24 protein-coding genes are annotated in these 21,815 nt (G+C 45.1%); 6 read left to right on the forward strand and 18 right to left on the reverse strand.

Annotation, left to right across the window (positions count from 1 at the left end; all coding sequences use genetic code 11):
* Positions 1-11 precede the first annotated feature (11 nt).
* From Q0V21_RS05590 to Q0V21_RS05600, 3 genes are all read right to left on the reverse strand, one after another.
* A complete protein-coding gene (locus tag Q0V21_RS05590; RefSeq protein WP_079349626.1) occupies positions 12-386 on the reverse strand; it encodes a DUF3397 domain-containing protein in 375 nt (124 codons plus the stop codon).
* The gene (locus Q0V21_RS05595; protein WP_301877925.1) at positions 386-1,348 is read right to left on the reverse strand and encodes a ketopantoate reductase family protein; all 963 of its coding nucleotides are present in this window, start codon (positions 1,346-1,348) and stop codon (positions 386-388) included. Before Q0V21_RS05595 ends, Q0V21_RS05590 begins: the two co-directional genes overlap by 1 nt.
* A gap of 143 nt (positions 1,349-1,491) precedes the next feature.
* Entirely contained in the window at positions 1,492-2,142 is a 651-nt protein-coding gene (locus Q0V21_RS05600; protein WP_024628435.1) for an RsfA family transcriptional regulator, read from the reverse strand.
* A gap of 313 nt (positions 2,143-2,455) precedes the next feature.
* Between Q0V21_RS05600 and Q0V21_RS05605 the strand changes: the two genes are divergently transcribed.
* Together Q0V21_RS05605 and Q0V21_RS05610 are read left to right on the forward strand one after the other, a co-directional pair.
* A complete protein-coding gene (locus Q0V21_RS05605) occupies positions 2,456-2,692 on the forward strand; it encodes a DUF2626 domain-containing protein (RefSeq protein WP_017687281.1) in 237 nt (78 codons plus the stop codon).
* A gap of 180 nt (positions 2,693-2,872) precedes the next feature.
* Complete coding sequence (locus Q0V21_RS05610; RefSeq protein ID WP_301877926.1) at positions 2,873-3,952, forward strand: coiled-coil domain-containing protein; 1,080 nt, start codon at positions 2,873-2,875, stop codon at positions 3,950-3,952.
* Here Q0V21_RS05610 and Q0V21_RS05615 read toward each other — a convergent pair.
* Entirely contained in the window at positions 3,944-5,224 is a 1,281-nt protein-coding gene (locus Q0V21_RS05615) for an extracellular solute-binding protein (protein ID WP_301877927.1), read from the reverse strand. The genes Q0V21_RS05610 and Q0V21_RS05615 overlap by 9 nt on opposite strands.
* Before the next feature lie 221 nt (positions 5,225-5,445).
* Positions 5,446-6,780 carry a PhoH family protein gene (locus Q0V21_RS05620; protein WP_024628438.1) on the reverse strand — a complete coding sequence of 445 codons (1,335 nt, stop codon included), beginning with the start codon at positions 6,778-6,780 and terminating at the stop codon, positions 5,446-5,448.
* A 152-nt stretch (positions 6,781-6,932) separates the two neighbouring features.
* Here Q0V21_RS05620 and Q0V21_RS05625 point away from each other — a divergent pair, with 152 nt between their 5' ends.
* Positions 6,933-7,628 carry a YhcN/YlaJ family sporulation lipoprotein gene (locus Q0V21_RS05625; RefSeq protein ID WP_024628439.1) on the forward strand — a complete coding sequence of 232 codons (696 nt, stop codon included), beginning with the start codon at positions 6,933-6,935 and terminating at the stop codon, positions 7,626-7,628.
* A 7-nt stretch (positions 7,629-7,635) separates the two neighbouring features.
* On the opposite strand, the gene Q0V21_RS05630 is transcribed toward Q0V21_RS05625, so the two are convergent.
* The 6 genes from Q0V21_RS05630 to Q0V21_RS05655 all read right to left on the reverse strand — a co-directional run bounded on the left by Q0V21_RS05630 (position 7,636) and on the right by Q0V21_RS05655 (position 13,395).
* Complete coding sequence (locus tag Q0V21_RS05630; protein ID WP_079349630.1) at positions 7,636-8,088, reverse strand: pyridoxamine 5'-phosphate oxidase family protein; 453 nt, start codon at positions 8,086-8,088, stop codon at positions 7,636-7,638.
* 99 nt (positions 8,089-8,187) lie between these two features.
* Complete coding sequence (locus tag Q0V21_RS05635; RefSeq protein ID WP_301877929.1) at positions 8,188-9,249, reverse strand: LCP family protein; 1,062 nt, start codon at positions 9,247-9,249, stop codon at positions 8,188-8,190.
* 90 nt (positions 9,250-9,339) lie between these two features.
* Positions 9,340-9,636 carry a YlaH-like family protein gene (locus Q0V21_RS05640; protein WP_079349632.1) on the reverse strand — a complete coding sequence of 99 codons (297 nt, stop codon included), beginning with the start codon at positions 9,634-9,636 and terminating at the stop codon, positions 9,340-9,342.
* 305 nt (positions 9,637-9,941) lie between these two features.
* A complete protein-coding gene (typA, locus tag Q0V21_RS05645) occupies positions 9,942-11,783 on the reverse strand; it encodes a translational GTPase TypA (RefSeq protein ID WP_301877930.1) in 1,842 nt (613 codons plus the stop codon).
* Positions 11,784-11,960: 177 nt separating this feature from the next.
* Entirely contained in the window at positions 11,961-12,455 is a 495-nt protein-coding gene (locus tag Q0V21_RS05650; RefSeq protein ID WP_301878425.1) for a hypothetical protein, read from the reverse strand.
* Positions 12,456-12,735: 280 nt separating this feature from the next.
* On the reverse strand, positions 12,736-13,395 hold the full coding sequence (locus tag Q0V21_RS05655) for a TerC family protein (RefSeq protein ID WP_024628445.1): 660 nt from the start codon (positions 13,393-13,395) through the stop codon (positions 12,736-12,738).
* A 106-nt stretch (positions 13,396-13,501) separates the two neighbouring features.
* Here Q0V21_RS05655 and Q0V21_RS05660 point away from each other — a divergent pair, with 106 nt between their 5' ends.
* Positions 13,502-14,203, forward strand: coding sequence for a TerC family protein (locus tag Q0V21_RS05660; protein ID WP_301877931.1), 702 nt, complete (start codon positions 13,502-13,504; stop codon positions 14,201-14,203).
* Positions 14,204-14,334: 131 nt separating this feature from the next.
* On the opposite strand, the gene thiI is transcribed toward Q0V21_RS05660, so the two are convergent.
* From thiI to Q0V21_RS05685, 5 genes are all read right to left on the reverse strand, one after another.
* Positions 14,335-15,579 carry a tRNA uracil 4-sulfurtransferase ThiI gene (gene thiI / locus Q0V21_RS05665; RefSeq protein WP_301877932.1) on the reverse strand — a complete coding sequence of 415 codons (1,245 nt, stop codon included), beginning with the start codon at positions 15,577-15,579 and terminating at the stop codon, positions 14,335-14,337.
* 6 nt (positions 15,580-15,585) lie between these two features.
* Positions 15,586-16,734, reverse strand: a complete 1,149-nt coding sequence (locus Q0V21_RS05670) for a cysteine desulfurase family protein (protein ID WP_301877933.1) — start codon at positions 16,732-16,734, stop codon at positions 15,586-15,588.
* A 176-nt stretch (positions 16,735-16,910) separates the two neighbouring features.
* Positions 16,911-17,666 carry a lytic transglycosylase domain-containing protein gene (locus Q0V21_RS05675; protein WP_301877934.1) on the reverse strand — a complete coding sequence of 252 codons (756 nt, stop codon included), beginning with the start codon at positions 17,664-17,666 and terminating at the stop codon, positions 16,911-16,913.
* Between the two features lie 252 nt (positions 17,667-17,918).
* Complete coding sequence (locus tag Q0V21_RS05680) at positions 17,919-18,335, reverse strand: hypothetical protein (RefSeq protein WP_301877935.1); 417 nt, start codon at positions 18,333-18,335, stop codon at positions 17,919-17,921.
* A 34-nt stretch (positions 18,336-18,369) separates the two neighbouring features.
* On the reverse strand, positions 18,370-18,570 hold the full coding sequence (locus Q0V21_RS05685) for a DUF1540 domain-containing protein (RefSeq protein WP_306440240.1): 201 nt from the start codon (positions 18,568-18,570) through the stop codon (positions 18,370-18,372).
* Here Q0V21_RS05685 and Q0V21_RS05690 point away from each other — a divergent pair.
* Positions 18,481-18,744: a hypothetical protein gene (locus Q0V21_RS05690; protein WP_301878461.1), complete on the forward strand. Its 264-nt coding sequence runs from the start codon at positions 18,481-18,483 to the stop codon at positions 18,742-18,744. The two genes, Q0V21_RS05685 and Q0V21_RS05690, sit on opposite strands and share 90 nt — an antisense overlap.
* 9 nt (positions 18,745-18,753) lie before the next feature.
* Here Q0V21_RS05690 and Q0V21_RS05695 read toward each other — a convergent pair whose 3' ends face one another.
* Positions 18,754-19,260 (reverse strand): YpuI family protein, encoded by a 507-nt coding sequence (locus Q0V21_RS05695; RefSeq protein ID WP_079349640.1) that lies wholly within the window; start codon positions 19,258-19,260, stop codon positions 18,754-18,756.
* Positions 19,261-19,548: 288 nt separating this feature from the next.
* On the opposite strand from Q0V21_RS05695, the gene Q0V21_RS05700 reads away from it, so the two are divergent.
* Positions 19,549-21,423 carry a S8 family peptidase gene (locus Q0V21_RS05700; RefSeq protein ID WP_301877936.1) on the forward strand — a complete coding sequence of 625 codons (1,875 nt, stop codon included), beginning with the start codon at positions 19,549-19,551 and terminating at the stop codon, positions 21,421-21,423.
* 96 nt (positions 21,424-21,519) lie between these two features.
* Here Q0V21_RS05700 and Q0V21_RS05705 read toward each other — a convergent pair whose 3' ends face one another.
* The gene (locus Q0V21_RS05705) at positions 21,520-21,777 is read right to left on the reverse strand and encodes a hypothetical protein (RefSeq protein WP_024628454.1); all 258 of its coding nucleotides are present in this window, start codon (positions 21,775-21,777) and stop codon (positions 21,520-21,522) included.
* Positions 21,778-21,815 lie beyond the last annotated feature (38 nt).

A 21,815-nucleotide genomic window follows, 5' to 3' on the forward strand; every position in this document is an offset into this window, starting at 1 on the left:
GTTATGTATCCTCACATCTGTTTCAAAAAGTATCTAAATAGTCCAAATATAGTAAACAAAACGTACCCAAAACTCATTATTACGAAAGCCATGCGCCAAACGGCCCGGAACATTCTACCCCCATCGACCTTACCTTTGAGTCGATTTTGTGCTCCGCCGATGAATCCAAGTGCTATTAGTATGAGTATTAGTGTTAAATAAAATCCAAAATTCGAATCAAATGTTAAGTTGAATAACGCCGACACAGAGAAAATAAGGAATACGGTTGTCACATCCATGGCCGAGCGCAACGCCACACGCTTATCTTTCTTCCATCCATACATGATCCAATAAACCAGAAAAAACGGAAAGAACGGCAAGATGCTCAGCACTATAAAAAATCCCATTAACTCACTCCTTCCGGTTGCATACCTTCAATCAGATGAAGCAGTACTTCATGCATCGGTGCAGTCAGGCCACATTGACTCGCCAGCCTTACGATTTGTCCGTTAATGGCTTGCACCTCCGTTGGTTGTCCATGCAGAACATCCGAAAGCATGGAAGATGTATTCGAGGCTGTAGAACGACAGACGGAGAGTATTTGTTCCCACACATCTACATCTAGAATTATCCCGTTTGCTTTGTATACTCCTGACGCCTCATCATATAGCTGACGCATAAATACAATTCGCTCTTCCTTTTTAATTAACTCACCGTTGGGAATACGCCATATCGCAGTAAGTGGGTTAATGACAGCATTGATTAACAGCTTCCTATAAATAAGCTTATCGATTTCATTCGACACTGTACAGCCAAATCCTGCCTGTTGCAAAAGTCCCTGTAAACGAATGGACTCATTCTGATCCATTGGCATTAGGGCTGAGTAAGGTTTCTCTTCACTTTTTCCTACCCAGGTCTCCCCTTTCCCAGCACGAACGACTCCATCCTGCTGACGTTTCGCCCCTTCCGTGGTTATGACGCTGTATATATTGGAGTGCGGCAAGTTGGATTGTACATGATCTAGATGACCGACCCCATTTTGAAAACATGCGATGTTTATGGATTGCTTCTCCAACGAACTAATTTCACGAATAACATCATGTATTGCTGTCTGCTTCACCATTAATAATAGCCAATCTCCAGGTAAGTCTTTCCACACTCGGGTTAACTCCGTAATCGGCTTGACCTGGATATAGTCAGGTAGAATCTGGATGGTTTTCTCCCTTTCGATGATCTTAAATCCTTCTACACTTAGTTTATCCGCCTGTTCAGCCGTTCTGGTCCAAAATCGAACCTCATTACCTGCGTCCTGAAGCTTTCCTCCATACAAAAGACCCAGTGACCCTGATCCTACAACGTCAATGATCATGCTGCATCCCTACCTCTGCTCCAATAGTTGCTTTTATCTATAATAGAACAAAAACAGTAAACAAAAAACCCGTCATACCCGCCGTTATGTAACGGAGGTGTGACGGGCCTAATCTAATGCTGATCCACAAATACATTTTCCGATTATTCAATTCGTTCCAGATTCCCGTTGGCGTCCATTTTGAATCTCGTTTTGAGTTCCTCTTCTTCTTCCGTCAGAAATGCGAGTCTGCGAGCACGATCCATAATCTGAATCAATGCTTTATAATCGTCATTTACGACACGATAATCGGTCTGTACTTCATTCACTTCCTTGGACAGACGGTCATTCTCGCAACGCAGTTCATGAAGTTCATCCTCTTTTTCACGAAGCTCTTTCTCAAGCATCTTTAGCTGGCGACCGTTTTCCTGCACTGTTCCCTTCCATTGCCGCAAGAATCGTATAACCGCATCAATGGATAGAGAGTCTTCCGAAATCCCATCCGCTTTGTACAGATTTTCTTCCGTATCCAGGGTAGACAAAGCTGCTACCTGTGGTCCAAGCAAAACCGGTTGTTTGCGAAGATAACTCCGCTTTTGTCGTTGAGCCTTAGCATTGCTAATGGCAGACTCATACTTCTTACGTACACAGCTGTTCCAGCGAAAACCGCAAGCGGCAGAGGTTCTGCCTATTTTTTCGCCAACCTCTTCAAAAGCAGCCAGTTGTGTGCTTCCTTCCCGAATATGACGCAAAGTAACCTCTGCCAAAATCAAATCGTCCTCTGTACTCCAAGCATCCTGTCTCACTGCAGTCATGCTATAATACCCTCCTAACAACATCCTAAAATAACCGTCCCCATAACCGATTTCCCGGCATGTGAATTAGGTATAAAAGCTGCTTCATTCATTCTTATGCCTCTCATAGAGTTCATAGAATTGATTTCATACTAAAATGTATTTCCACATTTATGTGTGCTCATACGTTGCATATACAAAACAAACCATACGTTAACTCGTTTTGGCTAAAAAGAATTCGCTTTCATATCCAAATTTGTTTACACCATTTTCCTTTCCCGGTATAATGTTGTGTAGACAATCTATGAACGTACATAGGAGAGGAGGACTTACCGTGGCGCGCATGTTTCGGGTACTCGGGTTCTTCACGCTAGCGATTGGCCTAATGGCTTTTGCGGGAGACTTGGTCGAAATGGCTTTGCTTTTTTTCCTGCAGACTGCGTTTTTTGTCATTTTGGGATATTTGAAATTCACCGAACGTACGTACATATTGCTCTTCTGGGGTTATATGATCGTGACTTTCACCGGGTTCAGCTACTGGACCGTATTCGAAATGGGATTGCCGCTTTAATCCGCCAGCAGCATCAAAGCGATCCGGCTATAGTCGGATTGCTTTTTTGTCGTTTTCAGATTAAATGACTATTCTTTGTGTTATGTAACCACTACGGATAATTCACGTATCTATTTCATATATTGTCTGGAAGAGATAAGCCTGTTCGCATCTATTTAGATAAGGAAAGGAGAATGATAGGTGAAACGTCGATACGGCATTCCTGGCTTTATTGTATGCATTATATTTTTGATCCAGCTACCTTGGACTTATGCCTACGGAGAGCCTTCCTCTGAGGATACACGCGAAATTTTGCAACAAAGCCTATCCATCGTCGAAATCGATCATGAAATCGAACGTATTGCAGAAAGACAAAAACAGCTGGACGAACAGCGTCAGACGTTATCCATTCAGCTTCAGGAACAGAAAGAACAGATACATACTCAGCAAGACCGTGCAGGTTCAGTTGTAAGATCCTACTATACCGGGGAGCGTGATAGTCTCTTGATGACGGTTCTGGGGGCAAGATCCTTTAAAGACCTGTTTGTTCTATACGATTACTATCAGATTATTATTGGCAGGGATCAGGCTGTTCTGGACAAGTATCAGGATCGATATCGTTCCATGCAGCAAACATCTGCCCAGATTAACCAAACCTCTTCAGAACTGTCTGAACTCAAAAATAATCTTCAAAATCAACGTGAACGCGTACTTGCCTTACAAAAAGAAGTGGACGGAAAAGTAGCCGCCAGCGGGGATGCTGCAGCCATGCAAAAATTGATGGATGAGTTAACCATCTATTGGGAGAACATCGGCATATACGAGGTCAAGCGATACTTCAAAGCATTGGCAGCAGCCATGCAGAACCTGCCACAATTTATCCAGGAACAAAACGGGGGCATCTCTACTACCGGAACATCTTACACCATTCGAATTGGACAAGATGAACTGAATACGTTTCTTCGTTCCCAAAACCCCATCTTCGAAGACTTCGCCTTCAAGTTTGAAAAAGATCAGATTACCGCCTCGGGACAGCGTGATCAGTTGCAATTAAGTATTGAAGGCCATTATACGGTCGAGAGTGAACCTCAGAATTCGATTCGCTTTCATGTGGATAAACTTGTGTTTAATCAGTTAGAGCTCCCCGATACTACACGTCGTATGCTGGAACGGGAATTTGATCTCGGATTTTACCCACAGAAAATTCTGTCGTTTGTCAAAGCCACTGAGGTATCCACAAGTGAAGGCATACTTGAAGTGAAGCTTGCTATTTCATTTTGATTCGCTCTGCAGAGCGATAATGCTTTTTACGTATTGATTCGCCGTGATCTCTCCCGCAAGTAGTTGTTGAACCTTCTTTTGAAAGGCAGCAGTCTGTACAAGGCTTTCAGTCATTACAGACTGTGAAGATTCAGCTGGAACCCAAGATTTTATATCAGTGGCACCATATTTTGTTATTAGTTTCTGTGACTCAAGATCTAGTTCTTGCTGCTTTGCTGGCAAATAGTTAGCCTCCTTGTACCACTCCGATTGCACGGAAGAGGAAGTCATACCTTCAATCCAGCGGCTGGCCTCTTCCGCCTCAAGTGAGCCAGCTGCGATAACAAGGCTTCTTGAGCCTAAAGGTTCCAACTTACTGATGGCTATCCTCTCCATTGAACCCTGATTGCCTGCCACGCCTTGATTTCCGCTTAACAAACGAGACAGTAACGTTACTACCATAGGAGTATCCGTCTGATCATTAGGAGCAGAAAGCGTCGGATTTATTGATTCACCCGTAATATGAGGCTGGATCTGATCCAGTAGTTGTATGACCTGTTGGTACGCCTCCGTTTGGGAAGAAGTTTGCGCTTTCTTGATTTTGTCGGGGGCCATGCCTGGTTCAAACTGATTCAACCATGCACTTACCGCGTGAAGGTCATTCAAGTTTATTCTAATTAAATCCGTTCTATCCTGTGCTGCCTGTTGTACAAGTTTAATCCACTGCTCCTTACTTTCAGGCAATGCTGCCAAACCGGCTTCGTCTAGGAATGAAGAGCGAGCTGCCATTACATAGGGATCAAAATCAAACGGCATTCCCCATTGATACCCATTCCACTCTGTCATTTCCCGCAAGCCCACTACCGTCTCTCCCAAAGACTTGGACAGCGTTGTACCGTTTAACGGATACAGATGTCCTTTTTTGGCATGGTATTGAACTTCTGCGCTGTCCAGAAGAATAATATCTCCGCTCTCTCCTACCGAAAATTGATTATCAAGCACTCGCTTATATGTATCCGGCTCTAAATTGCGCAAATTAATTTCCACATGCTGAGAATCTGCTACTTCATCAGCCATTCTTTTAAACAACTGAAAGTCTGTCTCAGACATTGACACCACAATCTCTAGCGGGGCATGATGATCCTCATTGCGAGATGACGTGTTAGGAAATGCATCTTTTTCCTGATCCCGTTCTTGATTAAGCTGTGAACCTCTAAAATCAAAGCTGGGAGACAGAATCGTTAACGAAAGCAGCAGTACTGCAAACAAAACAACTTGGTGACCACGCTTCATTAACTTCTCCTCCTTGCTCCCTAATTTTTTCCTGCAACGTTCATTGTAACAAATAAGTAGTGCTCTTGTCCTATCCTGCCAAAAAACAGTTTTCCGATATTTTGCATACTTCGAGCATATCGAGTTCTGTGTAATAAGTGATTTTTATTTTTTCAGCAAAAAAACCGGCTCTAAGAGCCGGTTAAATAGAAACATTTTCCGGGAAATAACTCCCCGTAATCCTATAATAAATCCGCTGCAAGCTGAGCCAGCTTGGAACGTTCTCCTTTTTCCAACATAATGTGTCCGCTGATCCCCTCTTGCTTGAATCGCTCCACAATATACGTCAGACCATTACTTGCTGAATCCAGATAAGGGTGGTCAATTTGCTCAGGGTCACCCATCAAAATAATTTTACTGCCTTCGCCCACCCTTGATACAATGGTCTTCACTTCATGGCGAGATAGATTCTGTGCTTCATCGATGATAATGAACTGTCCTGGTATGGAACGCCCACGAATATAAGTGAGGGCTTCAACCTGAATGCTGCCAAGACCCATCAAAATTTTATCAATGTCGCCTGCTTTTTTGGTATCAAACAAGAATTCCAAGTTATCATAAATCGGCTGCATCCACGGTCTCAGTTTTTCTTCTTTTTCTCCGGGTAGATAACCGATATCTTTCCCCATCGGAACAACCGGACGGGCGATCAATAATTTTTTATATTTATGATCATCCTCCACTTTAAGTAATCCCGCTGCAAGTGCCAACAAGGTTTTCCCCGTTCCCGCCTTCCCTGTAATCGTGACAAGTGGAATGTCATCATTCAGAAGCAGCTCCAGAGCCATACGCTGTTGCGCGTTACGTGCACTGATGCCCCATACATTATCATTACTCAGGAAAAGTGGCTCCAGCTTCGTTCCCTCTGTATTTACTTTGAGCAAAGCTGATTTATTGGTTCCCATCTCATCCTTGAGAATTACAAATTCATTCGGGTAAAGCGAATAAGACAACTGTAACGGTTTGATTGGTAGAAAGCGATATGTGTAAAACTCATCAATGACCGAAGGATGAACCTTCAGTGCAGTATATCCTGGATATAATTCACTGAGACCTGCCGTCCGATCAGATAAGTAATCCTGTGTGAATAGGCCGAGTACATCCGCTTTGATACGAACAAGCACATCCTTGCTGACCAGAACCACTTGTCGTTCAACAACCTCTTTCTCATTTTCCTCAATCTGATAATTCAGGGCGACGGCCAAAATTCGATTATCATTGGACACTTCTCCAAACATTTCCTGTACTTTCACAAAACTGCGGTGATTCAGTTCCACTTTCAGATTGCCTCCATTAGCCAAAGGCACCCCACTGTGCAAATGTCCCAATTCACGTAATCCATCAAGAAGTCTCGATACATTGCGGGCATTGCGGCCAATTTCATCAGCATTTCTCTTTTTGGAGTCGATTTCCTCCAGTACAACCGCGGGAATGATTACCTCATGTTCTTCAAAGGCAAATATGGCATTGGGGTCATGCAGAAGCACGTTCGTATCCAATACAAAAATCTTTTTCATTCAATCCCCTCCAAAGCGGCGTCGTTAAAGGCATGGATAGTGTGATCTTTCAGCAGCGGCATGGACAATCATGCTCCCATACATAAATGTATTCGACTAGGACAAAATAATTGTCAACCATTCTGAAAAACTCCAGGAAAGGATGAACATTTATGAAATATTGGGTTTGCACGCTGCTTCTGATCTTTATACTTACAGGCTGCAACAGTTCTACGCGTAATGCCTCGCAGCAACAAGGTCAGCATGCCAAAGGCTACGGAGGAAATGTTACAACTCAGCAAGATCAACGTAAAGGATCTCACATGCTCAATACTCAGGAGGATCGGTTGCACCCTTCTGCTGTGGATCATCTGACCGAGAATACAGGTGAGGTTCATGAGAAAAACGTCAAGAACAACACCACGGCTGATCGGATGCCAAATGAAAAAAGGGTAACCCACCTCAAAACACTTGCCAAGCAAGTGGAAGGTGTTAAAGACGCCAACTGTGTCATTCTTGGCAATACAGCCGTAGTTGGCATTGATGTTGACGGTGAACTGGAACGAGCACGAGTGGGTACCATTAAATACTCTGTTGCCGAAGCCCTCCGCAAAGATCCGGAAGGTGTGGATTCCATTGTTACCGCAGATGCCGATGTTTCTGAACGAATCAAGGAAATTGGTGAGCATATTCGTCAAGGTCATCCGATATCCGGTTTTGCCTCAGAACTTGCTGACATGGTTGGCCGAATCATTCCCCAACTGCCCAAAGATGTCAAAGTCCGTCAAAATCCGGATGAACATGTAGAGCGTAAACAACAAATGCAGCAGCTGCATTCGTCTGACAAAAGACAACAAAAAGCCCAGTGATCTCTCACTAGGCTTTTTTCATGGCAGTAAAAACCTGCTCATCTAATTTCTCAGCAGCACGCTGATCATATATTTTGACATATTGAGGCACAGAGGACAGTTGGGCTCCATAAAAAAGCGCATTTCTTACCGCTTCAATGGAAATGTCGAAACAGCACATATTAAACGGAACATCCTGTAACGGATTTTGTCGTACGGAAGCACGTCCGTTTACCGCATACACCATCTCTTCTCCAAAAATGGTGACGGTAATAGCCGGATTTTCGATCATATTGTTCACGAGACGTGAACGATGATCAATCGCCACACGCAGGGTAGAAGCATTCTCCGCATAAACCCAGGAGATTGCTGTTGATGTTGGACCTCCAGTTTCAACGTCCACGGTGCTCAAGAGCACAAATGTTTCGTTCTTGAATTGCTGTAAAAGAGATTCAGTCAATTGTGTGACGGCTTCGGACATCCAACCAGCCCCCTAATCTTCTTTATGCAATTCTTGATTCGTTGTTGATGTTATTATATCATACCACCAAAGCTGCTTCCAATCCTAAAAGAATGCATGTTACTCGGCTGATGGAGAAGCTGTTACTTTACCTGAGAGTGTATCCTTCAACGCCTGTTTGGCAGTTGCCAATTCGGTTTCGTTGATATACACATAAGGACTTCTCCATTCTCCGGTTACAGGTGTGTAGTGCACATCCGATTTGGAAATATTCCAATAGGTAGAGATGAAGTTCTTCATTTGTTCTGATTCCACGTCTGTTGTCATGTTCTCATCAACGGCACCGATCACTTTACCAATCTTCGTTACACCGCCCAATGATTTCAACTGATCCAACATGGAATTCAGCACTTGATTCTGACGTTTATTTCGGTCAAAATCGTTGGATTCATCTGTTTTTGGTTTACAGTTCGACTTACGATAACGAACAAAATCAAGTGCTTCTTTGCCATCCAAATGCTGTGCGCCAGCTACCAGATTAATATCTGTGCCATCGGCCGTATCTTTGTAACACATGTTTTTATCCACCGTTACATCCACGCCACCTACAGCATTGACCGCATCACGGAACGCTTGAAAATTCAGGACCGTAGTATAATTGATATCCACATCCAAATATTTGCCCATCATTTCTTTCATCTGATCCTCTGCATTTTTGCCAGAGGTTTTTTCTTGTGCTTTGAATTTGGGATAGTAGGAGTTCAACTTGTTTGCTTTATAGCCATCCAACTGAATACGCGTATCCCGAGGTAAAGACACAATAGTTGCCGTCTTGGTCTCCGGATTTAGAGAAGCAACCATGACCACATCTGAAAGGTACGTACCCGTCTCAGGACGGTTATCTGTGCCTAGTAACAACATCGTAATCGGTTTGGTCTTGGCTGACATCCCCGGAGGTACTGGCTTGTCAATGCCCGTATCCGCTACCTGGTTGTATACCCAATACGCATATCCGCCGCCTACCACAATTGCAATAACCAATAAACTTAAAATTAGTCTGCCAAAGGTACGCATCCGTTTTTTCTTCTTTGGTTGCTTGCCTTTACCGTTCTTCGATCCAGAAGCGCCGGATTGAGTCGGTGCCTGTCTCCGTGGAGGCAGTCCGTTCGAATTCGAGTTCATATCTTCAACACCTTTATCACATCTGTTTTGGCCTATATATAAGACAACCGCTTTCCCTAGGGAAAACGGATGGTCTATACTATACAGAATTTATGAGTTTCGAGCGGCAGCTTCCGCTTTTTTCTTTTGACGACCTTCAATGAAATAGCGCACTCGCACTAACAGCATCAAACCAACCGCCACCAACAAACATTGAATGATCGGCAGCTTGTCGATTTGAAAAACAAGAAGCATGAATGTGCCCATCGCCATCAATATATAGAGAACGATTTCCTTACCAAGTGGCAATTTCTGACGTACCCGAAACACCTTGTTATATACGTAAGTAATCAATACAAAGATGACGATGTAGGCTACGATCGGGTGTGATGCGAACCATGCTTGCATGCACAGCCAGCTCCTTTCGTGTTCATGCTAAATATAAGTTAATTGTTGATTATACCCTTTCGATAACTCAAGGGAAGTACATGCGTGGTGACCGTTTCGGTTTCGGATCGTTCTTTCGATCGCTGTTGTCTCCAAATTTTCTTGAACGAATCTTCAAAGGTTAAAATTTGGAGACAAAGGCGAGCGCTTCGCTTCTTCAGAATCGATTCCGATCCCTTCACTACTTTTGCTGTACAAACCTTTCGTTACTTTCCGTGTATCCTCAAACATTAACTTTTATCTTCTAGTTTAGTTGTCGTTAGGCGTTATTTTGTAGCCATTTTACGTTGTTTCTCTGCACGTTCACGCTCTGATTTATTCAGGATCTTCTTACGAAGACGAATAGATTTCGGTGTAATCTCACAATATTCATCTTCATTCAGATATTCAAGAGCCTGCTCCAACGAGAAGATAATCGGAGTTTTAATTTTAACCGTATCATCTTTACCTGAAGAACGAACGTTAGTCAGTTGTTTTTCTTTGCAGATGTTAACAACGATATCATTGTCACGTGTATGTTCACCAACAATCATACCTTCGTAGATTTCAGTACCTGGCTCCAAGAAGAGCGTACCGCGATCCTCAACGCCCATCATTCCATAGAACGTAGACGTACCAGTTTCAGTTGAGATCAGTACACCTTGGTGACGTCCACCCACTTGACCGGATACTACTGGAGCGTAGCTGTCAAATGCATGGTTCATTACTCCATAACCACGAGTCAATGTCAGGAAGTTTGTGCTATATCCGATCAAACCACGTGCTGGAATCAGGAACTCCAGACGAACTTGACCACTACCTGTGTTGACCATGTTAACCATCTCTGCTTTACGTGCGCCCAGGCTCTCCATTACGGAACCCATGCTTTCTTCAGGGATATCAATCAACAAGCGCTCAACCGGTTCCATTTTCTTACCGTCAACTTCTTTAATGATAACTTCCGGTTTCGATACTTGCAATTCATATCCTTCACGACGCATATTCTCAATCAGGATACCCAAGTGAAGCTCACCACGTCCGGAAACGACAAATGCATCCGGGCTTTCCGTTTCGTCAACACGAAGGGATACGTCAGTTTCCAATTCTTTGAACAAACGCTCGCGCAGTTTACGGGAAGTTACCCATTTACCTTCACGACCTGCGAATGGACTGTTGTTCACGAGGAACGTCATTTGCAATGTAGGCTCATCAATTTTCAGAACTGGAAGTGCTTCTGGGTTGTTCGGATCAGCAATGGTTTCACCAATGTTGATGTCCTTGATTCCTGCGATCGCAACGATGTCGCCTGCTCCTGCTTCTTCTGTCTCAACACGTTTGAGACCTTGGAAACCAAACAGTTTCTCGATACGTGCAGTTTTGCTTTTACCATCACGCATAATAACCGTTACCGATTGTCCTTGACGGATCACACCGCGGTTAACACGACCAATGGCAATACGGCCAAGGTATTCATTGTAGTCCATCAAAGTAACGAGGAATTGAAGTGGTTCTTCAACATTTTCGGTAGGGTGTGGGATATGACTAACGATGGTATTGTAGATCGCCATCATGTTGTCATCCTGTTTCGCAGGATCATTCTCCATGCTGGATGTTCCGTTCAATGCGGAAGCATATACAACAGGGAATTCAAGTTGTTGATCGTTGGCACCCAGTTCAATGAACAGGTCCAGTACTTCATCAATAACCTCAGTCGGACGAGCCGCTGGACGGTCAATTTTGTTTACAACAACGATAGGTGTCAGGTTGTGCTCAAGTGCTTTACGCAATACGAATTTCGTTTGCGGCATGCAACCCTCGTATGCATCAACAACGAGCAATACGCCGTCAACCATTTTCATGATACGCTCCACTTCACCACCAAAGTCGGCGTGTCCTGGTGTATCCACAATATTAATCAGGTAATCTTTATAGGTAATAGCTGTGTTTTTGGCCAGAATCGTAATACCGCGTTCACGCTCCAAATCGTTGGAGTCCATTGCGCGCTCCTGTACCGTTTCGTGATCACGGAAAGTACCGGATTGCTGGAGCAACTTGTCGACGAGCGTTGTTTTCCCGTGGTCGACGTGGGCAATAATCGCAATATTGCGAATGTGTTCTCTTGAATGCATGGTTTGTATCCATATCCTTTCCAATTTCAATTCTTATCTACTAAACTTCCCGCAATTTCGCAGGTTACTCACCCAAAATAAGCGTCGGTGATATCCCGACGCATGCCTATATCCCTTATATTATAGTTGATCATAGGTAAAAATCAAGATATTTCGCTGGAAAGACCACTGGGAATGTTACCAGCCTCTCCCTTGGCGTCTACGACCAAACAGCAACCACATCCCGCCAATAATCAAAAGTACTGCCAGCACGTAGATAATTCCGGTGTGGAGCAGTGTAAATCCGAAGAAAATAATTGAAAGGACACCCACGCCCAGTGCAACCGGAAGTACCAATGCAGGTCTTCGATGATCGGCCAGTGCATATTCCAGCAAACCTATGGCAATCCCAAGCAAAAATGCAGGCCAAAGGCTGCTCATCAATCCCCCGCCCCAAGTATTCGTAATCCCGAACAACAGACCATAGACGGTTAACGTACCTGCTGGAACGAGTGACCAGGATGGCGTAAGCCTTGCATAATAACAAGCATGAAGAGCAATACCTGGCAACAAGATGAGCAAAGGCCAGAAGTGCCGTCCAATGAAGCCAAACACACCAAACTTACCTAGTAAAATGATAATACCTGCAACCAATATAAATATCCCAATTGCTTTTTCATTTCTCATCAAAATCACCTCTTATAACATTTGGCTATGTATCCCGTAAGCTAAACTATAAGCATCCATGATGACTGACTGTTTCCAGCCTGCTTCTAGTTTAGCCGATGTGTATGCAAAAAACTACACTTAATGTCGTACTTCCCCTCCCTCCCTTATCCTGTATTACCCTAAAATGGCCGGACTATGACTTAATCGAATCAGTCTGATTTTGCAGAGCACATTGAATACGACAAAAAACTGCCCTAAGAGGGCAGTCTACAGGTATATTTATCATTCATTTATCAAATTCAATTTACACGTTTCGACGAACAAATTTATGGGCTCCGCCAACCGCGACTACAAGACAAGCCATAGCTACAGGCAGGAATGTATGTGCCTCAGCTGCCATGCCGCCAAGCCACTGGCCCAGCTTTGGATCATTCATCACCATTTCACCTGCTGTGAAGGCCAGAATACCTGAACCGGCAAACACGAGAATCGGAAATCGCTTCAACAAACCGACAATTAATCCGCTCCCCCACACCACAATCGGAATACTTATGGCAATCCCGATGACCGTGAGCGCCAGGTCCCCATCCGCCAGAGCTGCAATTGCGAGAACGTTGTCCAGACTCATGACAAAGTCAGCAACCAAAATCGTTTGGATTGCTTTCCAGGTGGTGGACGCCTTACGAATATGTACTTCATCTTCATTCTGAAGCAGCAGCTTGACGGCAATCCAGAGCAAAAGCAGGCCACCTGCCGCCTGAATAAAAGGAATGCCCAGGAGCAGCACCGCTGCAAAGGTTAACACACAACGTAAAACAACCGCGCCGAAAGCTCCCCACCACACCGCCTGCTTGCGCTGTGTTGCTGGCAAATCCTTGCTTGCAAGTGCAATAACAACCGCATTATCTCCACTCAGAACCAGATTGATCATTAATATTTCGGTCAATAGCCATAACGTATCCATGCTTCTCATCCCCCCACTCTAACTTGTATGTCAAAGTTGTCCATGCTATTCTTAAACGTTGAACAAGCTTTCTTAGGGTTGGAAATATATGAAGGAGTGACATCGTATGGAGCTGTTTAGCCCCGCTTTTTGGCTAGCGTTGTTGAACGTTGTATTTATTGATCTAATTCTGGCTGGCGATAATGCCATCGTAATTGGTCTCGCAGCTCGAAATTTGCACCCTTCTGTGCAAAAAAGGGCGATTCTTTATGGAACAGGCGGTGCACTATTGATTCGCATTGTGGCCACTGTGATTGTGCTCTGGCTGCTCAAAGTGCCCTGGCTACTTCTTGTTGGGGGATTACTGCTAATCTGGATTGCGTACAAGCTATTGGCAGATCAAGGGGAAGAGCATTCGGATATCAAGGCCGGCAGCTCTCTCTGGGTAGCTGTGCGAACGATTGTGATCGCAGACGCTGCCATGGGACTGGATAACGTCATCGCCGTTGCTGGTGCAGCACAGCAGCATCTGGTACTTGTTATACTTGGACTGCTGATCAGTGTGCCTATTATCGTTTGGGGCAGTACGCTGTTCATCAAATTAATTAACCGTTTCCCTTGGATCATTTATCTTGGAGCCATCGTACTGGGGTATACGGCTTCTAACATGATTACAGAGGAACATCGTCTTGTGCCTTTCTTCACTGAGCATCCTGCACTGAGAATCTTATTTATCGTTCTCGTCACTGCTGGTGTTGTGTTCGCCGGATATCGCAAACGTGCAAGCAGCAAAAAAACAGGTGGAGAGCGGCAGCACTCCTATTCCTAAGCTTAATAAATGTTGCTCCCACTAACCACAGGCAGCATAAAAAGGACTGACCGATAATACATCGGCCAGTCCTTTTTCTTCTTGAAGATAACATAGTCCTTATTATGTCATTCAAACCAGAATACGGGTCCTTAGAACCACTCTTCTTTCATTTCATTAGCTTCATCCTGCTGATTGGTTACCATAAAGTTTTCGCCTGCATGCAGCGTAATTGTTTCTGTCTGCTCCACTGCCTGTTCCACCCATTCCGGCAACTGACTCATGGTTGCTTCGATTTTGTCCACAATGCGAAGATTTGGGTTCGTGGTTGGAGATTTCGGTACAAAAAGAGTACAACAATCCTCATAGGGCAGAATCGATATATCGTACGTCCCGATCTGTTTGGATAGCGTTATAATCTCCTGTTTATCCATCATGACAAGTGGTCGCAGCAACGGCAGATCCGTCGCACGCCCAATAACATTCATACTCGGCAGGGTTTGGCTTGCTACCTGACCCAGACTATCTCCGGTAATTAGTGCAAGCGCACGCTCACGTTCAGCCAGCTTGGTGGCAATACGTAACATGGAGCGGCGCATCAGTGTAATGATCAAGTTATCTTGTCCCAGTTGGGTAAATGCCGTTTGAATTTCCGTAAAAGGAACCAGATGCAGTTTAATTGTGCCTGCATGATCAGCAAGGGCACGCGCCAAATCAATGACCTTTTCTTTGGCTCGCTGGCTTGTGAACGGATAACTGTAAAAGTGGACGCATTCCACTTCCAGGCCTCTACGCATCGAAGACCATGCCGCTACCGGACTGTCTATGCCACCCGATAGTAAGAGCATCGCTTTTCCATTCGTACCCAAGGGGAATCCGCCTACAGCCGGAATAACCTCATTGAAGATATATGTGCCCTGATCCCGAATTTCCACGCGCAGTTCAATGTCAGGCTGACGCACGTCTACACTTAACTGCTGGAATTTCCGAAGAATCGGAGAACCGACCAGATGGTTCATTTCATGCGAAGAACTGGGGAACTCTTTCCATACACGCCGCACATTAACTTTGAATGTAGTCCCTTCTTTGAATTCACTCACTCTTTCATCCATAAAAGCAACGGCCGTCTCCACGATCAGATCAAGCTCAGATGGAGTCACTTTAACCGGACTGATCGACATAACACCGAACACTCGTTTCAGCACAGCAATCAGTTCAGTATGAGATTCGCCACCCAAATCGACATACAACCGTCCAAACTCCTTCCGGAGACTTGCGCCTGGATACGGTTTGAGCAGGGAACGTACCTGGGTAATGATCGTTTTTTCGAACCGGGCACGGTTTTTTCCTTTTAACATAAACTCTCCGAAACGGAGAAGCAGCATATCATATTTCATCTAAAATCACATCCGCCTTTCCAACGGGCGCAGCTGCGCCACCATCTGATGTAAAGCCTGCCCGAGCAGAGCCACATCTTCTTCTGTATGTTCATCTCCAAGACTAATACGCAATCCACCCGCAGCACAAGCATTATCCCTGCCCATGGCAAGCAATACCCTGCTGGGTTCTGCTGATCGCGAAGAGCAGGCAGATTGTGTAGAAACGGTTACTCCAAGTTGTTCCAGGGTATGAAGCGCCACTTCTGCCTTCATTCCAGGATAAGAAAAATGAACTATGTGCGGTGCTCCCTCTTTACGACTATTTAGGACAAGTCCGGGAATCGTATCGATGACCTCCATAATACGATCTCGCAAAATCGTTGTACGCTGTGCAAAATCAGCCTGACGTTCTGCTGCGAGACGCATCGCCTTCGCCATACCGACAAGCAAAGGTACGTTTTCAGTTCCCGCTCTCAGTCCCTGCTCCTGGGAACCTCCTGACAGTAGAGGCGTAAGCTGCACTCCACTTCGTACATAGAGAAGTCCCGCTCCTTTGGGGCCACGAATCTTGTGAGCAGACAAGCTGTACAGATCCGCGCCCCATGCTGCAGGTTTAGCCTCCATCTTGCCGAAGCCCTGCACCCCATCCACATGAAAAAGCACCTTTGGTGCTTCCTTTTTCAGACGTGCTCCGATTTCAGCAATTGGATGTATAGCTCCTGTTTCATTATTCACATGCATCAAACTCACAAGCACCGTATCCGATCTTATGGCATCCATCATCTGCTGGGCGCTAATCAGCCCGTCGGAATCCACGGGAAGCCATGTGACCTCCCAGCCCCACTGCTGCAACTGTGCAAAACTTTCATATACCGAAGCATGTTCCGTTGCCGTTGTAATCATGTGCTTGCCGCGAGACTGATACTGTAATGCCGCGCCTTTGATGGCAAGGTTGTTGCTCTCGGTTGCACCTGAGGTAAATATAATTTCTTCCGGCTTCACATCAATAGCAGCTGCACAGACAGATCGCGCTCGGCGCAACAGTTGATGGGCTCGCTCACCATATCCATGAATCGATGACGGATTCCCATATTGTGCCTCCATAATCTCGGTCATTGTACGAATGACATCCGGATGAGGCGGCGTCGTTGCGGCATGATCAAAATATTTCAAATGAGGTTCCCCTCCTTGTCTCTTCGTTGTGGAATCTACAGTGAGCATTGTAACACGATCCCCGCTCAACACAAAAAGACCAAACAGGAACTACGCACATTTAAGGGCTGCTGTTCCCGCGTTTGATCTTTTACTGGACGTACTGTTGTGTTTGCCATTTCTTTGGTATAGACCATTCACACCATATATTTCGACTGCGCTTTCTCCACTTTGGAGATATAAGCCTGTGTTTCCGAAGGGAGACGGTTAAGTACACTCATCAATTCAGCGTCATTCGATACACCCAAACTCGAAACCCGTCCCGGTCCGGCATTATATGCAGCAAGTGCCATCTTCACCTCGCCACCAAAACGCTGGAGCTGAAGAGAAAGGTATTTGGTTCCACCATCTATATTTTGAGCGGGATCGTAAGCGTTACTTACCCCCAACCCTGCTGCCGTGCCATCCATTAACTGCATGAGTCCTTTGGCACCTGCGGAAGACACTACATTTGGATTGAAGCCGGATTCTGTATCAATGACTGCCTTAATCAAAGATTCAGGCACCCCATATTTGGCGCTCGCTGAAGCAATCAAAGATTCAAAATCCGTAGGTACAGATGCACCCGAATCCACTACTCCAATGTTTATCAGAGAAGATAAAGAAGCCACATTACTGTTTGAGGAAGAAACAGAACTTGCATCTGGACTATACATGCTGCCCAGTTGCAGCCACAACAGACCATCACTGGATCGTTTGGAGATCGCAGCAGAGTTCACGTCTTCTCCTACGGTATGGTTTAAAGAAGTTGAATTCGTCCCGAGCAGCCCGTCCATCATACTGGCAAAATCCACCGTTGAATCGGAATTTCCATCCGATGCATTTGTTTCGTTGAGACTATTGGACAATTGCAGTTCCAGCAACTGCCGCGACGCGCGCGGATCAATCTGCATGAGTTATATTCACTCCCGTATAATGTAAACGTAGATTATGACTTTATTCTACATTATTTTACAGGAAGGTTCTATCGTTTTCAAAATATTTTCAAAAAAATAAACCGATTGTACAACATCATTGCGTAAATGCGAAAGAAACCTTCTGCTATCACCTTTAAGTAAGGTGGAAGCAGAAGGCTACAACAAGCAACTCATATCAGTCGGTTATATGCTCATTAGGATTGCTTGTTCAGATCATGTTTTTACGTATCAGCGAGCGAATGGAATCATGAAGAAATAGCTGAGTGTTGCCACGGCCCCAAGTCCAATGGACCACGCCCCCGCCGTTTTACGGCCGTTGACATAAGCATAGTATCCAAGCACTGCTGCTGCCGGACCCAGAACAATGGACCACATGAACAAGGAAGCAATACCAAAGGCCAGCCCCATATAACCGGAGATTCGGCCGGTAGATTTCATGACACCGTCTTCTTCGTGCTTTACAGGTGTATGATCTGTTCTTTCCGTTGGTTCTGTTCGAATAGAACCAGTTGTAGGTGCTACCTCTGCACCATACTCTTCCTTGTGGCTGCGTCTTGGATAATCTACACGTTCACGCTGTTTTTCATCTAACGAAGTTTTTTTTGGACGATGGAACGGGTAATCATCTCTATGGTCCTTATTCAATGCAAAGCACCTCCATATAAATGGGAATGACTGCTCATTTCGGTCTAAATGTGTGGCAGCATGTCGCAGAAGATGTACGTGCATGATCATGATGATCGGAATCAAAGGTCTCTCCGGCAAATTCCTCATGTAAGCGGCGGGTGGCATGTTGGTCAATGTCAATCATGATGGCATCGGCCTGGCAGAAATTGTTTTCTCCCCAAAAGTGACAGTTAGCAACACTGCATTTGACTATTGGCTTCTCATGGCTCATTTTTATCACCTCGACATCTATTGTCTCCGCACCGTAAATGAGCTATTCTCCAACGAAATGCCAGATGATGACATGGGCCCTTCTCCGCAATTCCAGTTGAAGAAAACGCAAAAAAACCGCCCAAGGGCGGTTTTGTCCAATTCGCATATGAGTTAAAAAATTGATTTACGCGTGATTGCGTTGGTTTTGCATCCGACGCTGCGTTAGGTAGTCACTTTCATAATATGCCAGGTCATCGCGCAATTCTTCGTACGTTTTTGATATCTCAAGAATGACATCCCGTACTGCACGAATGGGCTTATCACGGAAACGGATTGCATCCTGACCAGTGTAAGCATATCTTCCATCTTCGGAGTAACATTCATTTTTAGGATAAAAAAAGCTGTTTATGCTTTGATGGTATGTGTTATAGAGAGCCTTCTCGGCAAAATCGACATCAAAATTGGCACGACGCAGCACAACGCCAAGTTTTTCGTAAGAAACTTCAGAAAAAACGAGCAAATGACGGAGATCCGAAAGAAATCCTTTGTAGAAGGCTGATGACTCCTCCGTCTGATTCTGATCCAGTTCAGGCAAGGCATTTTCATTCAAAAATTGTTCGATCCGATCGATAGCCGGTTTTAACTTTTCCCTAGTTGACTCACATGTTTTCTGTACATTGGCTGCTGACATAAAGGTAGCTCCCCCTTAAATAAGTCCTTACATATAGATCGGCCAACGGGAGGTTCTCCCCTGACCTTGAATTCTCAGCTACTATCCTACCATAAAAAGATGACGAGCGGTATCCCTTAATCAGGCTTTCCCTTCCTGCCCCTGAACATGCCCATTACCCACAGCTCCCCTGATCTTCACCTGCATAAAAATAACCGCTTTTCCTAACGATACATATATCCAGTGACAACGATGAAATTAGAGCACTGTAAGATGATTGTCAAAACAAACGAGGAGGTTCCATCCCTTATGTCCAGACCGAAATGGATTAATTGGGCCATTGCCGCGGGTGCAGGCGCACTTGCCTTGACACTTTTGCTTCCAACGTCCAATCGTCCTGTTCCTACTCCAAGTGCCATGCCCGATTCTCCACACGAGGAGCATGCAAGCAAACAACGTCTCAAAGTTCAGGATGTAAAGTCAACCGATCTGCTAACCCGCGCAGATGCCAAACAGCACCTTAGCATCATGCTTGAGAAGACCTCCAAAATGAATGATGTGCAAATAAGCAAATACGTTAATGAACTACAACAAACACATGATCATATCCGGTCTATTGATATAATGAATACCAATGGATCACACAGTCGGCACTTTGACAAAACAGCAGCAAAAGGAAGCAAAGTGGAACAGCAGAAGCTGGAACATTCTCTCGCCTTGGCCAAAAAAGCCGTGAGTAAACGTCAAAGCTTCGAATCTTCATCCTTTCCTCTGGGGAAAGAAAAGTTTTTTGTCATGGGGCAGCCTTCCAAAGATGGAAAAAGAGCAGTCATCGCTTTGTTTAGCCAAAATGTCCTGAATGCTGTCGAGCAGCACCAGCGCAAAAATTTGCGCATGATCCCTTATCCGCGGGAAGGCAAGTTCAAAATCGAATCTGTACACCCCGACACCCTTAACGAAATCACCGTAAAGACAGGGCATGATAACGCCAATGCCAGTCATTTTTACGAAAATGAAATCGTCATCCGTTTCCGTCAGGAGCCAGGGGAGCGGGATATGCGCATCATTAAATCCGATCTGCGCACTCAATCGGCACGTAAGCTTGGATATACGTATGTTTTTCGGTCAGAACATATGAATTATGAGCAATTGCATGCTTATTTTGAACGTAAATGGAATCCGCTGTACATGGAACCCCACTACATGTATTTAACCAATGAGACCTTACCTGAACAAGATGTAACTGTTCCCAATGATCTCTTGTTCTCCGACTACCAGTGGAACCTGCCCGCCATTGAGACTAACCGCGGCTGGAATATTACGAAGGGCAACAAGGATGTTATCGTTGCCGTGGTAGACACCGGCGTCGATCTGACTCATCCCGATTTGAAGGGCAAGCTGCTGGATGGTTATAACGTTGTTGATCCAGCATGCAAACCGCTTGATGATGTGGGCCATGGTACACATGTAGCAGGCATCATCGGCGCTGTTGTGAATAATAACGAAGGTGTAGCAGGCATGAGCTGGTATAACAAGGTACTTCCTGTTAAAGTGCTGGACAATTCGGGTTCAGGCACAACCTATGCCGTTGCCGAAGGCATCATTTGGGCCGCTGATCATGGAGCCAAGGTCATTAATATGAGTTTGGGGAATTACGCCGATGCCCAATTTCTTCATGATGCCATCAAATACGCTTTTGATCGCGATATCGTATTAATTGCAGCGACCGGTAACGACAATACGGAGCGTCCAGGATACCCTGCCGCCTATCCGGAAGTATTTGCGGTATCCGCTACGGATCCGGACATGAGCAAAGCTTCCTATTCCAACTACGGGGATTACGTGGATGTAACGGCTCCAGGGTCCAGCATCGCAAGTACGTATCCGAACAACCAATATGCAGCCTTGTCCGGAACGTCCATGGCTAGCCCCCATGTAGCGGCACTTGCAGGCTTGATTCGCTCGCTCAATCCCGATCTGACCAACACGGAAGTTATGGATCTCATGCGTCAAAGCGTCATAGATCTTGGTGACCCAGGTCATGACAAGTATTTCGGTTACGGTCAAATCGATGTGTTTAAAGCATTGGAGGCGGCCTCTGGCAGCAGCGCCCCACTTCAATTCTGGCCGCAGCATGTGAGACAGCAAATGGATAATGCGATGAAAAAGTACATCAAACATTAGCCGAACACTGAATGTAAAAAAACAAAAGCAGCTGCGCCCCGGGGCGTATGCTGCTCTTTGGTATGTTTACCTATTCCCCCGGGGCACCCGCTGCGACTAGCGCTTGCGAGTAGTTGTGCGGGATTTGCCTGATTTTTTCACGGATTTTTTCTTACCGTTATGGCTTGAAACAAAACAAGGTTCTTCTTCTTTGACCACGACAGGATACATGTGATGATGAATTGGCACACAGTGATGTTTTTTGATGACTTCGATCGGGTGAATTACGGGTACGATTTGTGGGATGTAGTAATCTTCAACAACCTGGATCGGGTCACATACAATCGGACAAAGCGGTGGACAGAAATGGTTCATTTCAAACCAACTCCCTTTCAAGTGATACTATAACGTAT

The sequence above is a fragment of the Paenibacillus sp. 11B genome, from assembly GCF_030487755.1.
GTDB classification, from domain to species: Bacteria; Bacillota; Bacilli; order Paenibacillales; family Paenibacillaceae; genus Paenibacillus; species Paenibacillus vandeheii.